13 protein-coding genes are annotated in these 14,269 nt (G+C 46.9%); 7 read left to right on the plus strand and 6 right to left on the minus strand.

All coding sequences use genetic code 11. The features are described from left to right. Positions 1-51: 51 nt before the first annotated feature. Positions 52-1,191, plus strand: coding sequence for a YbjN domain-containing protein (locus RH949_RS23215; protein WP_446356474.1), 1,140 nt, complete (start codon positions 52-54; stop codon positions 1,189-1,191). Positions 1,192-1,232: 41 nt separating this feature from the next. On the opposite strand, the gene RH949_RS23220 is transcribed toward RH949_RS23215, so the two are convergent. Beyond that, positions 1,233-2,777: a phytoene desaturase family protein gene (locus RH949_RS23220; RefSeq protein ID WP_446356476.1), complete on the minus strand. Its 1,545-nt coding sequence runs from the start codon at positions 2,775-2,777 to the stop codon at positions 1,233-1,235. A 200-nt stretch (positions 2,778-2,977) separates the two neighbouring features. Here RH949_RS23220 and RH949_RS23225 point away from each other — a divergent pair, with 200 nt between their 5' ends. Continuing rightward, entirely contained in the window at positions 2,978-3,532 is a 555-nt protein-coding gene (locus tag RH949_RS23225; protein WP_446356478.1) for a hypothetical protein, read from the plus strand. A gap of 210 nt (positions 3,533-3,742) precedes the next feature. On the opposite strand, the gene trmFO is transcribed toward RH949_RS23225, so the two are convergent. The 3 genes from trmFO to RH949_RS23240 form a co-directional block, all read right to left on the minus strand. Next, positions 3,743-5,101, minus strand: coding sequence for an FADH(2)-oxidizing methylenetetrahydrofolate--tRNA-(uracil(54)-C(5))-methyltransferase TrmFO (trmFO, locus tag RH949_RS23230; protein WP_446356480.1), 1,359 nt, complete (start codon positions 5,099-5,101; stop codon positions 3,743-3,745). Positions 5,102-5,208: 107 nt separating this feature from the next. Continuing rightward, on the minus strand, positions 5,209-5,724 hold the full coding sequence (locus RH949_RS23235) for an FHA domain-containing protein (protein ID WP_006105379.1): 516 nt from the start codon (positions 5,722-5,724) through the stop codon (positions 5,209-5,211). A 263-nt stretch (positions 5,725-5,987) separates the two neighbouring features. Next, positions 5,988-7,292 (minus strand): site-2 protease family protein, encoded by a 1,305-nt coding sequence (locus RH949_RS23240; RefSeq protein WP_157453392.1) that lies wholly within the window; start codon positions 7,290-7,292, stop codon positions 5,988-5,990. A gap of 166 nt (positions 7,293-7,458) precedes the next feature. Here RH949_RS23240 and RH949_RS23245 point away from each other — a divergent pair, with 166 nt between their 5' ends. Continuing rightward, entirely contained in the window at positions 7,459-8,088 is a 630-nt protein-coding gene (locus RH949_RS23245) for an MBL fold metallo-hydrolase (protein WP_446356483.1), read from the plus strand. A 284-nt stretch (positions 8,089-8,372) separates the two neighbouring features. Here RH949_RS23245 and ctpA read toward each other — a convergent pair whose 3' ends face one another. After that, positions 8,373-9,611, minus strand: coding sequence for a carboxyl-terminal processing protease CtpA (gene ctpA, locus RH949_RS23250; protein WP_446356485.1), 1,239 nt, complete (start codon positions 9,609-9,611; stop codon positions 8,373-8,375). A gap of 504 nt (positions 9,612-10,115) precedes the next feature. On the opposite strand from ctpA, the gene petB reads away from it, so the two are divergent. The 4 genes from petB to RH949_RS23270 all read left to right on the plus strand — a co-directional run bounded on the left by petB (position 10,116) and on the right by RH949_RS23270 (position 13,336). Next, positions 10,116-10,784, plus strand: coding sequence for a cytochrome b6 (gene petB / locus RH949_RS23255; RefSeq protein WP_006105380.1), 669 nt, complete (start codon positions 10,116-10,118; stop codon positions 10,782-10,784). 56 nt (positions 10,785-10,840) lie between these two features. Then, positions 10,841-11,323: a cytochrome b6-f complex subunit IV gene (gene petD / locus RH949_RS23260; protein WP_006105395.1), complete on the plus strand. Its 483-nt coding sequence runs from the start codon at positions 10,841-10,843 to the stop codon at positions 11,321-11,323. Positions 11,324-11,600: 277 nt separating this feature from the next. Continuing rightward, complete coding sequence (locus tag RH949_RS23265; RefSeq protein WP_446356488.1) at positions 11,601-12,749, plus strand: glycosyltransferase family 4 protein; 1,149 nt, start codon at positions 11,601-11,603, stop codon at positions 12,747-12,749. A gap of 401 nt (positions 12,750-13,150) precedes the next feature. Next, the gene (locus tag RH949_RS23270) at positions 13,151-13,336 is read left to right on the plus strand and encodes a hypothetical protein (RefSeq protein ID WP_006105378.1); all 186 of its coding nucleotides are present in this window, start codon (positions 13,151-13,153) and stop codon (positions 13,334-13,336) included. Positions 13,337-13,402: 66 nt separating this feature from the next. On the opposite strand, the gene RH949_RS23275 is transcribed toward RH949_RS23270, so the two are convergent. Continuing rightward, positions 13,403-14,110 carry an N-acetylmannosamine-6-phosphate 2-epimerase gene (locus RH949_RS23275; RefSeq protein ID WP_044210637.1) on the minus strand — a complete coding sequence of 236 codons (708 nt, stop codon included), beginning with the start codon at positions 14,108-14,110 and terminating at the stop codon, positions 13,403-13,405. Positions 14,111-14,269: the final 159 nt, after the last annotated feature.

The following is a 14,269-nucleotide window of genomic DNA, read 5'->3' on the forward strand; positions in this document are numbered from 1 at the left end:
GAGCAACGCTTTATTCAAATTATAGTTTAAACAACATCGGCATAACCTTCCATGACCACAAAGACAGACAATCATCAACTGGAGAGCGAGTTAACGCTACTTACTCGCACCACTACCCCCCTCACCCTTCACACTATCACCCTGTCCCTATGTCAAGATAACGATCAACTCATCGAGTGTCGTCTCACCTTCAATGTTAACCTTGCACTCTATGAACGCATCGACACCCTAGCTTTATTCAACCTTAAACCTGAAATACGCGGTAATTTATCCTCTGGTAAATTCCTCCCTGAACCCGACATCACCATCGAAACCAGTCTAAAACCCGACTTACTTCAACACCTAACAGAACACGCCGCCGATGCGAACCAAGCTGCAACCTATCTCCTGAATCTTAGCCAAGAACAACCCAACCACCCCCTGCTTTATACTGAAAATTGGTTAGCCTTATCCGTCAAACAACAACAAAAATCAGGCGAAACAGGTTACAGTACAATCTGGGCTTATATTAATCCCTCCGCACTGGCTTCTGGTGAAACATCCAGTGAAGAAATGAATCAAGCCGTTGCTAAATTTTTCAAAGATTGGACAGAGACTAACTTATCTGCCGTCACCCAAAAAGCAACATCTCAGATGCTTGATGGAATGTTAAATTTCTTCAAAGAATTAGCTGATGTTAGTCTGGATGCCATAGAAAAGCAAGTACCCAATACTATCACCGAACCTGAACCATCCAGCATCCCAATTTTTTCAGAAATGGTCAATTTCTTCAAACAGGACGACTGGTCTTTTTACCAAATAAAAGGACAACCTGTATTACAAATGGGATTCCAGGGAAAAAATGGTCAATTGACTTGCTACGCTAGAGCTAGAGAAAACGAACAGCAATTCGTCTTTTACTCAATTTGCCCAGTTACAGTCCCAAAAGCCAAGCGTCGAGGGTTAGCAGAATTCATCGCTAGAGCTAATTATGGCATGGTTATTGGCAATTTTGAGTTAGACTTTGCTGAGGGAGAAATTGCCTACAAAACCAGTATTGACGTTGAAGGGTCAACACTCACATTTCCTCAACTGAAGCGCTTGGTTGACACCAACGTGGCAATGATGGATCAATATCTACCGGGAATCAAGTCTGTGATTCAGGGAGATGCGTCACCAGAAGAGGCGATCGCACAAATCGAAAAGCGGTAATCCGCGATCGCTGATTCACTTATTATGAGAACCATCAACTATCATCTAATACAACCAATCTCCCTCAACATATCTAAATGCTTCTGTACCGATGCAAGAGTATTCGCCGCAATCATCCCACTCGCCGCTACTGCGGGTAAACCAATTCCAGGAAAGGTGGAATCGCCACAGCAGTATAATCCGGGTAGAGGTGTACCCACTCCGGGAAAGAAACCCACCCCGGCTGGAATCGCGGGTCCATAAGAACCTCGATACCGTCGCAAAAACCGTTCATGGGTTAACGGTGTACCCACGAGTGTCAGATCACACCGCGATCGCACGTCGGGTATAATTCTTTCCAAGGCTTGCCACATCACTTGCGATCGCACCTGCTTTTGCTGTAAATAGGTATCACTACGACGATCAAGTCCCTGCCAAAGTTCGTAAGGTTCATTCCCCGGTGTATATACATGAATCGTATGTTTTCCCGGTGGTGCGAGGGAGGGGTCAAGAATCGAAGGAATTGAAATCAACACCACATTTTGTGGCGCACTCACCCCTTTATCCCAATCATTGACCACAATATGGTGACAGGCTAGATCTGAACGTAATCCTTGGGCGTCAATCCCTAGATGCAGATGCATGAAACTCTCACAAGTGGGTGTAGCTTGTCGAGATTGGCGAAACGCTTTGGGAACCGCATCGTCGGGTATCAATTTCAGCGTATCCCAAACCGAGGCATTGGACACCACCTCCTGACGCGCCCGGATTTCCTCACCCCCGCGTAATCGCACCCCAACCGCCCGATTATTCTCTACCAAAACTTGCTCGATATGAGCATTTAGCCTCAGTTGACCCCCGTGTTTTTTCAATCCCCGTACCAAGGCTTCCACAAGTGCGCCACTTCCCCCCACGGGATAATCTAAGACAACATCCGGTTGATACCAATCCGCAAACATAAACGCCATCTCTGCGGCGCTGGTTCCATTCGCCGGAAGTCCCGATAGCAGGAAACAGAGGAGATTTAGCCAGTTGCGTAAGAAGGGGTCAAACACCACATCATCCATAATCCGGCTAAAGGGTCCCGTCAGCTTCATCACATTCAGCCCATGTGGTAACATCGATGGCGCAAATCGCCCCACCGTCAACGCTACCCCCAAATCCCAGCGTACCGCCGCTGGGGGAATTGCGATCGCAGCTTGTCCCAATGGCGCCATTACCTGTTGTAATGAACGCCATTCCGCTACCGCCTGATTCCCGCGTAACTTTGCCAGTACCTCAGCAAATTGCGACGCCCCCACCGAGGTGTCAAAATCTCCCTCCGGTAAACAGCATCCCCAAGTATCATAAGTCAAACAGGGGAGTTCCTCACCAATCGCATCCAGAACTTGGCGTAGGGGGTTCGGGGAAGGACTATAGGATAAGCCAGAGTATAGCGAAGGACCCGAATCAAAGGTATAACCGTTGCGGGTAAAACTGTGTGCCGCCCCACCGGGAATCGAGTGGCTTTCACAAACCGTGACATCTAAGCCATAGCGGGAAAGCATTGCGGCGCAGCTTAGACCGCCGATACCACTACCGATAACAATAATATCTGGAAAACTCATTGTAGATTGCGATCGCGAACTAATTGAGGGACTCGATGCCGAAGAGCAACAGGTTCTTTTGTCAATATAATTTAGGAGTCACCTAATCCTTAAGTAATTATACCCAAGTTCGAGGGGGGATTTTAAATTAAACTAGACTAGGAGGATATATATCCTTAAAAATTGGCAAATTTTTATCCTGTTTTATTTTCGGGATTGTCATGAAGCAAGAAATGATGTTTAGTAAATTCGATTTATTAGGCTTTATATCTTTTTTTCTTATTTGTTCAGTTACGTTTAGTCAAAGTCCAGTCTTAGCACTTCCCCTCGATGAAATTGACGATATTATAGACAGCATAAATGATGGAATTGAGGAAATTAATCGCACTGGGGAAACGATAGATGAAATCACAGATTTTTTAGGAATTACTGGAGATGATGATGAAGAGGATGAAGATGATCAGTCCAACAAAAAAGAAAAATTATTCAGACTCTATGCAACATGGTATAAAGGCTTATCTCCATCAGAACAAAGACTTGTTTCCTGGCTGACTTTAGAATATGCCAAGAATCAAGACATAACTTTCAACATAATTACTTCCCGTGAAGGGTTTTCAGAAAAGCCGCTTCAAGAACAGGCTAAAATTGGCCACATTTACCACACGTTTGATGCCATTTATAAGGCTGTCGAAGAAGATAAAAGTATTTTTTTCTCGTTTGCGTTTTGTGTAAATAGTGGTTCTGATAGTTGCCCAGTTAATGAATTATTATTGTGATGGTAACATCAGTTCAGTCAAGTGATGAGTATCACCACAGTTCAAGAGTCAAGTCATATCTACGAATGTAATATTTATTTGCCTTTGGCGTAGCGTGACTGAGTGACTTTTTGGGCTTATGCTGAGACTTATTCAGCAGAAATAGAAGCAGCGATTCTAGTTTCTTGAATCAGCATCGTCAGGGATACCTCGAAGCCAATTTGGTCTAAATCAAGCCGCCGAGACTTGGCATTTCTGCCGCCAACTCTGCAAATCAGCTAAAGCGCGATCGCGATACGCCCCATACCGTTCTTTTTTCCCTTTAATCCGTACTCCCAACGGTGGTAAAATACCAAAATTCGGTGGCATGGGTTGAAAGTGTTTCGGTGAGGCGGAACTAATAAACTCAAATAATGCCCCCATCATCGTCGTTGGCGGTAACGTAATCGGTTCCAATCCCAACACCAACCGCGCTGCATTTGTCCCGGCTAACCACCCCCCAGCCGATGCAGCGGTATACCCTTCCGTTCCCATCAATTGACCCGCCGCTAACAGGGTTGGGCGATTTTTAAACTGTAGCGTGGGATACAGCAACTCTGGCGAATTAATGAACGTATTGCGGTGCATCACGCCCATCCGCACAAACTCAGCATTTTCCAATCCTGGAATTAACCGAAAAACGCGCTTCTGTTCGCCCCAACGCAGGTTTGTCTGAAACCCAACCATGTTCCACAACTGACCCGCCTTATCTTCTTGGCGTAACTGTACCACGGCATAGGGACGTTTACTCTGATTTTCTGGGGCGCGAAAATCTCCCTGACGGCTATCAAATAATCCCACAGGCTTTAGGGGACCATAGCGCATCGTATCTTCCCCCCGTCGCGCCATTTCTTCAATCGGTAAACAGCCTTCAAAGAACTTTGCCGTTTCTTGCTCAAAATCCTTTAATTCGGCTTTTTCCGCCTGACACAATTCCTGCCAAAACCGTAAATATTCCTCCCGATTCATGGGACAATTCAGATAAGCTGCTTCTCCCTTGTCATATCGGGACGCTTTAAACGCAATATCTTGATTAATCGACTCCCCAACAACAATCGGCGACGCGGCATCAAAGAAACTGAAATAGTCCATTCCAGTGAAGCGCTGCAAGTCTGTTGCTAAAGCTGGACTCGTCAACGGACCTGTTGTCAGCACCACAACCCCATCTGGGGGAATTTGTGGCACTTCCCCCCGCCGTAACTCAATCAAGGGATGACTAGCCAGGGTTTCGGTCAAATCGTGGCTAAATACCCCCCGATCCACCGCCAACGCCCCCCCAGCCGGAACCGCATGGTTATCCGCCTTAGCGATAACAATAGAATCCAGACGGCGTAACTCTTCATGCAACAACCCCGCCGCGCGATCGCTCGATAGCGCCCCAAAGGAATTACTACAGACCAATTCTGCTAATTCTCCAGTATGATGGGCGGGACTCATCTGCACTGGGCGCATCTCATGGAGTACCACAGATACACCCGCTTGGGCAATCTGCCACGCGGCTTCCGTACCCGCTAATCCACCACCAATTACCTGAATTGCCTGTTGTTCCATGTCTTATTTAGTATCACACGTACTCCCAATTGACCAATGACTAATAACGACGAACCCCTCCTAAAATTTGCCCTCCTAAAATTTGATGGAGTAAATTCTGCTCGACTCTAGCCGTCTAACACACTGGGGTCAATTAGAGTAATATCAAACGGGTCTTGAGATCCGCTTTGTTTGTCTTCAGACTTAAGTCTTTTATCTTCGGGCTTCAGTCGGTAGTATTTCGCACTCACCCCTGAACTACCGCTAAACATAACGTGATCGCTATCTTTAAGTTCGTAAGCACTAATTTTACGACCATTAACCAAGATACCATTGGTGCTAGGTTGACCTTGGAGATTGCCATCCATAATTTTGTAGCAGTAAGACCCGTCATCAAGTGCTATCCGTCGTAACGTCGCATGTTGGTTTGAGACAAACATGGAGAACAAGCGGATATCGCAATTCGGCGATCGACCAAGGGAATAGACTTCCGCGTCTAAGGGAACGATTCGGCGTCCTTCATCATCTTGCACCAGCAATAGATGGCTTTCTTGAGCATCTGAAGCCTCAGAAGGCTGATGTAAGTCCTTGGGGGTGCTGTTGTTGGCAGGTTTATGGAATCGGGAAGTTTCAGTTTGAGACATTTTTTTTATCCTTGGGTTGACCGAAGGCGGTAACAACGACAAGCGAATAACCCACAGTGGTTTAATCTAGTTTAACCATTGGGCGATCGCAACTCTTCGGGACAAGGGAGATAAGGGAGACAAGGGGACAACAAATATTTTAGCAGGTTAGGATTTGCAGCTACTCTGTATTAGGCGTCCCTGGAGAAGGCTCTAGCGAGTAGAAGAAATAAGATTTTGTTGTTTCTTTCATGCTACATCGAAAACTACAGGAGTGGCGACGCCTAAAAATTCAACCATTGCGACAGGGTTCCCGGAACGGGTAAGAGAATACTCACCAAAACAGTCAGCGCTAGCAATCCAGCAAAATCCCGCCAGTTATCCAATTCTGAAACATCGTTCAACGCAGGTTCATCGATGACGGGTAGCAAGATTAAAATAATCGCCCACAGGAGTAAATCGGGTTGTAGGAATGCCAAAACCAACATCAATAAGCGACTCAGTTGACCAATGGCTGCACCGGTTCTCTGTCCAAACATGGCGTGGATAATATGACCGCCATCCAGTTGACCGACGGGCATTAAATTAAACGCCGTGACGACTAACCCAATATACCCAGCCACAGCGACTGGATGCAGGTTGATTGCCATATCTGGCATGAATTGACTACCTAATGCCCATTTGCTGAGGACTGACAGCAATAGGGAAAAACGCGGATCTAAGGATTGGATATTCACCAATCCCGATTCCTCTGTCAACGGAACCGGACTAGAATGGGCTAACCCCCAAAATAGAAGGGGAAGGGCAACCAGTAACCCCGCCACGGGACCAGCGATACCTACGTCAAATAAGGCTTTGCGATTCGGTACAGGCGATCGCATCTGGATAAATGCGCCAAAGGTACCTAAGAAAAAGGGGATAGGGATAAAGTAGGGCAGAGTCGTCCGCATTTTGTAATACAGGGCGACGAGGTAATGACCGAGTTCGTGAACCCCTAAAATTGCCATCAGGGCTAAGGCATAGGGCAATCCTCTCAGTAATGCTTCTGGGTTGGATTGCACTTGTTCCGGAGAAAGTCCGGCAATCTGAGTGGCACCCACCACAGTTGTGGTAAACAAGGTAATCACAAAGAGAGCTAAGGCTAAGCCCGGTCGGGTTAACTCGTCCTGCAACCGTTTCCCTCTAGACTGGGTGTAGGGGTTGGGAACCAGGGCAAAAAAGGGTTTCCCACTGAAGCTTTCCTGAAAAATCACAAAAAAGCGATCGCCAAATTCGGCTTCAACATTTTTCCGCACTGTTTTGTAAGCTGCATCCGGATTGGTACGGAGTTTACCTCGACATAAAACCGCTTGGGGACGATACTCCAGATTCTGGAGATAGTAGACTCCCCAAGGAAAACAATTTCGCAGTTCCGTTTCTTCCTGCTTGGTTATTGGACGCAGCCCTAACTTTTCAGCCGCCTGGGAAACGGTTGATCCCGTCGCTGAGTTTTGAGAGGGTGTCGGCATCCGGTTCATCCTGGTAACCGAGTACCTGCCAATAAAGTAGGCAATGAAAACAAGTAAAATTAGGAGTAACCAGAGTTCCATGATGTACAGATACCCATTCGTAATAAAAGCAAAATTTTGACCCAGATGAGTCGGATTAGTCCAAGTGGCTAATGATTACAGACCAATCCGTATTGTGCAACCTGATTTGTATCAAACGGATCATCGTGTTTTTCGTTCCAGATCGTCGCCCAATCTAAAAGCTACTGTGTTCAAATCCCCCCGCCTAGTCCTTAATCACATTTTCGCATTTCCACCCAATCGTGACACCTTAGGAGGTACAGCTTATTTCATTGTAGAGAATGGGACTGGGGTGTTGATTGATTGTCCAGCTTGGCATGATGGCACTCACCAATTTTTGCGGGATCACGGCGGTGTCTCCTGTTTGTTCATTACCCATCGCGGCGGTATTGGCAAAGCCCAGGAAATTCAGGAAGCCTTTGGCTGTAAGCTGGTGATTCAAGAACAAGAAGCTTACCTGCTACCCAGCGCCAACGTTACTCCCTTTCAGCGAGAGTTGGCGATTTCTGAGCGTTGTACTGCCTTATGGACACCGGGTCATTCTCCGGGTTCCGCTTGCCTTTACTACAACCAGGAAGGGGGCGTATTATTTTCTGGACGCCATTTGCTACCGAACCCAGAGGGAGAACCTGTACCGTTACGAGTGTCAAAAACATTTCACTGGCAACGACAACTTCGCAGCCTCCAATTTCTCCTTGATCGCTTTACGCCAGATACTCTAAGTTATCTTTGTCCGGGGGCAAACACCGGGGCGCTGCGGGGGAAAGGCGCGATCGATCAGGCTTATAAATGGCTGTCTCAAATTGACCTAGTTTGATGGTGTAGGGGCGGGTTTTACTACTATCGTTTCTTCCCTAACCCCGATGTCACTAAACCCGCCCCCACTAAATTTTGACGGCTCAGATCAGCTCTAATTTAATTTTGGCGTTCCCTGAATCCCAAGAAGGGCGGGTTTAGTTCAGTTATCGGTTGATGCCAAAACGTTATGGGTAAAACCCGCCCCTACAGAATCGGCTTCCAGGCTCCCCCAGCTCCCCCAGCTTCCCCTGCTCCCTCTGCTCCCCCAGCTTCCTCTACTCCCTCATCTCCCTCATCTCTGACTTATGCGGCTTTAGCGGCTAAGACAGAATTCCCCGTCAATAACTCCACGGCGGCTTGATATTGGCGATCTGAGGCTGTACCCGCACGAGTCACAGGCATCGGATCAAGAGACACTTCCCAATCGGGCGTAATCCCTAACTTGTTGATATCTCGATGATTGGGCGTCTCGTATTTGGCAACGGTTACGGCTAACCCTGATCCATCGGATAAGTCAAATAAGGACTGAATTAAACCTTTCCCAAAGGTTCGTTCCCCGACAAGTTCTGCTCTACCATTATCTTGAAGTGCGCCTGCTAAAATTTCACTGGCACTGGCACTTCCCTGGTTGACTAATACAACTAATGGTGCTTCTGTAACTGCCTGTCCAAAAGCATCAAAACTGCCCATCATGCCATTGCGATTAACGGTATAGACAATAGTGCCACGATCCAGCCAGAGACGAGCAATTTCTAAACCCGCCTGCAATAAACCGCCGGGATTATTCCGCAGATCGAGAATGTAAGCATTTGCCCCTTCTTTCTCTAATCGGTTAATGGCAGCTTCGATTTCCGTGGGCGCATTGGCACTAAATTGGGTTAAGCGAATGTAGCCAATGGGGATGTTGTTGGATTCAGAATCGAGTGCGGCATAAACTGGATTGAGGGCAATGCGATCGCGCACGAGTTCAATCACTCTAGGTTCTTCGTCTTTACTCTGAATTGAGAGGGTTACACTTGTGCCAACAGGTCCACGCATCCGGGCGGCAGCTTCATCAAGGGTTAAGGCGGCTGTGGTTTCGCCATCAATTGCCACAATGCGATCGCGCGGTTGAATTCCGGCTTCCTCGGCGGGAGATCCAGCGATGGGCGCTACAACAGCTAATTGTCCGGTTTCATCATCAAGGGCAATTTGTAACCCCACACCAGACAGTTCACCAGATGTATTCACCTTGAGACTGCGATATTGACTCGGTTTCAACAGTCGCGTGTAGGGATCATCCAGAGTAGCTAACATGCCCTCAATCGCCTTATACGTGGCATCACGGTTCTCTAAATCCTTCTTCAGAGTTTTCTGGCGCACCAGCCACCAGTTTTGCTCGTTAAAGGAGTCATCCACATACGCTTGCGAGACAATCCGCCACGCTTCGGAAAATAGTTGTTGTTCTTGAGTCGATGCTGAAGCTGAGGGAGTCCACCCCACCCATAGCAGGACAATTTGGCAAAGGATTATCAGTCCAACCCAGAATGATCGTTTTGGCATAACTCAACAAAAATTAACGCTAGGCTTTGATGCTCTCATTTATCCAGTGTGGCAAAGTCTGAGACAATAAGTGTGCCAGGGGTACAGTTTTCCGAGGGAGAAGGGAAGCAGGGGGAGCGATGTAGAGACGTGCCATGGCGCGTCTGGGAGCTGGGGGAGCTAGGGGAGATGTAGGGGCGGGTTTTACCGCTAACGTTTGGTTTTCACCCTGATATCCCTAAACCCGCCCCGACAGAGTGTAAGTAGTTTTCAACAAATGACAAAGGACGTAGCTTGCTTCTCAAGGAAGCGAGTATGACGCATGACAAAGGACTACTCTTGTCAAGTTATGTTACATTTCTCATAGAGCAATTTCAAATCGGGTCAGTGTTCCCGATACAAAGATTCCGCCCCAGCGGTATTCAACACGCTAGTCCCAGAGCTATCTCATTTCCGGATAGACTTAACCCTATCCAGGATTAGCTCACACGCAAACAGCAATATCCTTCTAACAATTCTGGCTTCATGTTTTCTAAGCAGGTAACTGAATCAAAAGCTTTTAACTGGTTTCAGGAGCGTCTAGAAATTCAGGCATTAGCTGAAGACGTAACATCAAAGTACGTTCCTCCCCACGTTAATATCTTCTACTGTCTCGGTGGAATTACTCTGGTTTGCTTTATTATCCAGTTCGCTACTGGATTCGCCATGACCTTCTACTACAGACCAACAGTCACTGATGCATTTGCGTCTGTGCAGTACATCATGACTGACGTCAACTTCGGTTGGCTGATCCGTTCCGTCCACCGATGGTCTGCCAGTATGATGGTGCTAATGATGATTTTGCACGTCTTCCGGGTTTATCTGACAGGCGGATTCAAAAAGCCACGGGAATTAACCTGGGTAACAGGCGTAATCTTGGCAGTCATTACCGTTTCCTTTGGCGTGACAGGGTACTCTCTACCTTGGGATCAAGTGGGCTACTGGGCGGTCAAAATCGTCTCCGGTGTTCCTGATGCGATTCCTGTAGTTGGTTCCTTAATCGTTGAACTCATTCGTGGCGGTCAAAGTGTGGGTCAAGCTACCTTGACTCGCTTCTACAGCCTGCACACCTTTGTTCTTCCTTGGCTCATTGCCGTCTTCATGCTGCTGCACTTTATCATGATTCGCAAGCAGGGTATCTCTGGTCCCCTCTAAACTGCGATTCCTGACAAAGACGTGCTACTCTTTGTTGATTAAGGACATTTAAAATCATGTCAATTCTGAAAAAGCCGGATCTCAGCGATCCCAAATTACGCGAAAAGCTGGCTCAAGGCATGGGTCACAACTACTACGGTGAACCTGCTTGGCCCAATGACCTGCTTTACACCTTCCCAATCGTGATTATGGGGACAATCGCGTTATGCGTTGCTCTAGCTGTCCTCGATCCAGCTATGGTTGGCGAACCCTCTGATCCGTTTGCCACTCCCCTAGAAATCCTACCGGAATGGTATCTCTATCCCTCATTCCAAATTCTGCGTGTTGTTCCTAATAAACTGTTAGGGATTGCGTTGACGGGAGCGATTCCACTCGGTCTAATCTTGGTTCCCTTTATCGAAAACGTCAACAAGTTCCAAAACCCCTTCCGCCGCCCAGTGGCAACCACTGTCTTTATGATTGGTACCCTGGTTACGCTGTGGATGGGTATTGGCGCAACATTCCCCATTGACAAATCCTTTACTTTGGGTCTGTTCTAAACGGTTCAAATTCTTTGAACTTAACACCTGTCGCTGTCTTAGTTATCTTTCAAGCTAAGGCAATGGCAGGTGTTATATTGTCAAGTATTCCTAGAAACCGGGTTTCTCGTCAGGATGACAACGCATATCCACCTTTCACCCAAAGAAACCCGGTTTCTTGACCGATGTCCTAGGGAATAGAGAACAGGGAACAGCAAAATAGAACTTATTAGAGTAGTATTGGGGGTTAGGAATAATTTAAACATACAGCATTAGTAGGTCGGGGGAAACGAAACAATTGGCAAATCTAAAGAATACCCCAACTCATCATTTATTTGTTTTTCTAGAGATTTTTGCGATTGAAGGCGGTATTCAATCTTACGTCAAAAATATATTACAAGCGTATATATCCATTCAAGCTCAAACTGAAGCCGATATAGGGGCTGAGGTATTTTTACTCCGGGATAGCCTAGGATGCGACAATCCGTTTGATGTTCCCTGTCTAAAATTCCATTACCTGAAAACCAAACCCCCAATGTTAGGGCGTCTCCGGTTAGCCGCAGCGCTGGGGCTTTGTTTATGGCAAAAACGTCCAAAGCATGTCTTTTGTGGTCATATTAACTTAGCCCCTCTAATTCAGTTTCTTTGTCAGCCATTGGGTATTCCTTACACTGTTTTGACTTATGGTAAGGAAGTTTGGCAGGAATTACCCAATTCCCAACGTCAGGCGCTGACTGGTGCGGCTCAAATCTGGACAATTAGTCGCTACAGTCGCGATCGCGCTTGTGCGGCGAATGGGTTAGATCCCGATCAGATAAAGATTTTACCCTGTATGGTGGATGGTGATGCCTTTACTCCGGGTGACAAGTCTCCAGCGTTAATTCAGCGATATGATTTGGCAGGGGCTAAAGTATTAATGACTGTAGCACGTCTGTGGTCAGGGGATATTTATAAGGGAGTAGATGTGACGATTCGCGCCCTCCCCAAAATCGCGACGGTTTTCCCAGATGTAAAATATTTAGTCATTGGGCGCGGTGATGACCAGCCTAGATTAGCACAATTGACTCAAGAACTTGGTGTTCGCGATCGCGTGGTTTTTGCTGGGTTTGTTCCTACTAGTGACTTAGTTGAACATTACCGCGTCGCGGATGCTTATATCATGCCCTCTCAAGAAGGTTTTGGTATTGTTTATCTAGAAGCCATGGCATGTGGCAAACCTGTATTAGCTGGGGACGCCGATGGATCGGCTGATCCCCTACAAGATGGGCGTTTAGGCTGGCGAGTACCGCATCGTGATCCAGACGCCGTAGCAGCAGCCTGTATTGAAATCCTTAAAGGCGAGGATCAGCGCTGTGATGGGGAGTGGTTGCGAGAACAATGTCTGGCTCAATTTAGCCGAGATGCTTTTCAGGAACAGTTTAAACAACTCTTATATAATTTACCTTGATCAACCCAAAAAAGGCAGTAGGGAAGCCCGTTTCTTGAATGAAAGACAAGCTACCCCACCGCCGTCTTATAGTATGGGTCATGAAAGATACCAAGGTGTCATTCCTGACTGTTTTGATAACTGAATCAAGGTTTAGAAGGGAAAAGTTGCACTAAACCCGAACAACCCACTGCCTAATTAGGAAAAATTACTTACTGTCTTGAGATCCTTAAATTCCCCCGTGAAATCAGAAGCCTACACTGAACTCGGACAGTCAGTGTAGGTAGTTCACAACTGTTCTAACTCTTCCTTAAACAAAACATCAAGGAAAATGGCAGAACCTGTAAGATAGGCAATTAAAATCAAGAGTGTCAGCATAACCATCACCTCCACTAGGAAATACGTCCACTTGGCTAGAGGTTATGCACATTAGTTGCAATTCTTTACAATCTTGGTCAACGCCCGGTTTTGCGATCGCCAGTCTTTGTGCCAATCGCCACCACCCTGCGCTGAACCTGGGAATGTTTCACACCTTAACCCGAATACCCCTAGTCGCGGACTACCGCTCTGTTTACATCTTTTCATTTTTGCGATCGCATGGGCAATAGAAATACCCGAACAAAACCTTTGATTTTACCGTAAATCGGCGAAAATAGGAAATGCAAATGAATTATTCATAATTCATAACCCTCCCTCATCGCCTTTTGATAGGCTTTAACCTGCCAATCAATTCCCGTAATCGCCGTTCCCACCACCACAGCATCAGCGCCTAACTGGAGGGCTTGTTGTGCCATCTGGGGCGAGGCAATCCCCCCTTCACAGATAGTTGGCACATCTAACTGTTCGACGATTTGAGACAAAAGTTCAAATCCTGGGGGTTGAAGATGTTGGGTTGAGGCGGTGTAACCATAAAGAGTTGTTCCGACAACATCAGCCCCAGCTTTCACGGCGGCGGTTGCACTTTCCAGCGTATCGATATCCGCCATAACTGGCTTACCCAATTCCGCGTGAATTCGGGGAATTAATTCAGAGAGGGTTTCCCCACCAGGGCGTTGTCGTAACGTAGCATCAAGAGCAATAATATCAGCCCCGGCTAACGCGATCGCTTGGGCATGATGGAATTGAGGGGTAATGTAAACTTCAGATCCAGGTATTTGTTGTTTCCACAAGCCAATAATCGGCGTTGTCGGACATTGCTTTCGCACCGCTTGAATATGGGCAGGGGTATCAATTCTTACCCCAACCGCGCCCTGATTCACAGAGGCTTGTGCCATCGCCGCAATCACCAATGGATCATGGAGTGGCGAGTCAACGGGGGCTTGACAAGACACGATCAAACCGTGACGTAAGGCTGAAATTAAGTTCTGAGAATTGGCTGTCATATTCAATTGGGGTTAACTAACAGTCCGTAAATATCTAGACAATCATTGACATAACTAGACATTTTTGATGATATAATACAGGAATGTCTAGTTTAACTCCCCAAGAAGCAGCTACTCGACTTTGTGTGACGGTCTTGCACGTTGCACCGATGGGAACTC

It is taken from the genome of Coleofasciculus sp. A1-SPW-01, from assembly GCF_040217205.1.
GTDB lineage: Bacteria > Cyanobacteriota > Cyanobacteriia > Cyanobacteriales > Coleofasciculaceae > Coleofasciculus > Coleofasciculus chthonoplastes_A.

Excerpts from the sequence above, each read along its gene's own strand:
- RH949_RS23275 (WP_044210637.1), bottom strand. The coding sequence starts at position 14,110 with ATGACAGCCAATTCTCAGAACTTAATTTCAGCCTTACGTCACGGTTTG.
- RH949_RS23240 (WP_157453392.1), bottom strand. The coding sequence starts at position 7,292 with ATGGAACTCTGGTTACTCCTAATTTTACTTGTTTTCATTGCCTACTTT.
- RH949_RS23220 (WP_446356476.1), bottom strand. The coding sequence starts at position 2,777 with ATGAGTTTTCCAGATATTATTGTTATCGGTAGTGGTATCGGCGGTCTA.
- petD (WP_006105395.1), top strand. The coding sequence starts at position 10,841 with ATGTCAATTCTGAAAAAGCCGGATCTCAGCGATCCCAAATTACGCGAA.
- RH949_RS23270 (WP_006105378.1), top strand. The coding sequence starts at position 13,151 with ATGCACATTAGTTGCAATTCTTTACAATCTTGGTCAACGCCCGGTTTT.
- petB (WP_006105380.1), top strand. The coding sequence starts at position 10,116 with ATGTTTTCTAAGCAGGTAACTGAATCAAAAGCTTTTAACTGGTTTCAG.
- trmFO (WP_446356480.1), bottom strand. The coding sequence starts at position 5,101 with ATGGAACAACAGGCAATTCAGGTAATTGGTGGTGGATTAGCGGGTACG.
- RH949_RS23215 (WP_446356474.1), top strand. The coding sequence starts at position 52 with ATGACCACAAAGACAGACAATCATCAACTGGAGAGCGAGTTAACGCTA.
- ctpA (WP_446356485.1), bottom strand. The coding sequence starts at position 9,611 with ATGCCAAAACGATCATTCTGGGTTGGACTGATAATCCTTTGCCAAATT.
- RH949_RS23235 (WP_006105379.1), bottom strand. The coding sequence starts at position 5,724 with ATGTCTCAAACTGAAACTTCCCGATTCCATAAACCTGCCAACAACAGC.
- RH949_RS23225 (WP_446356478.1), top strand. The coding sequence starts at position 2,978 with ATGAAGCAAGAAATGATGTTTAGTAAATTCGATTTATTAGGCTTTATA.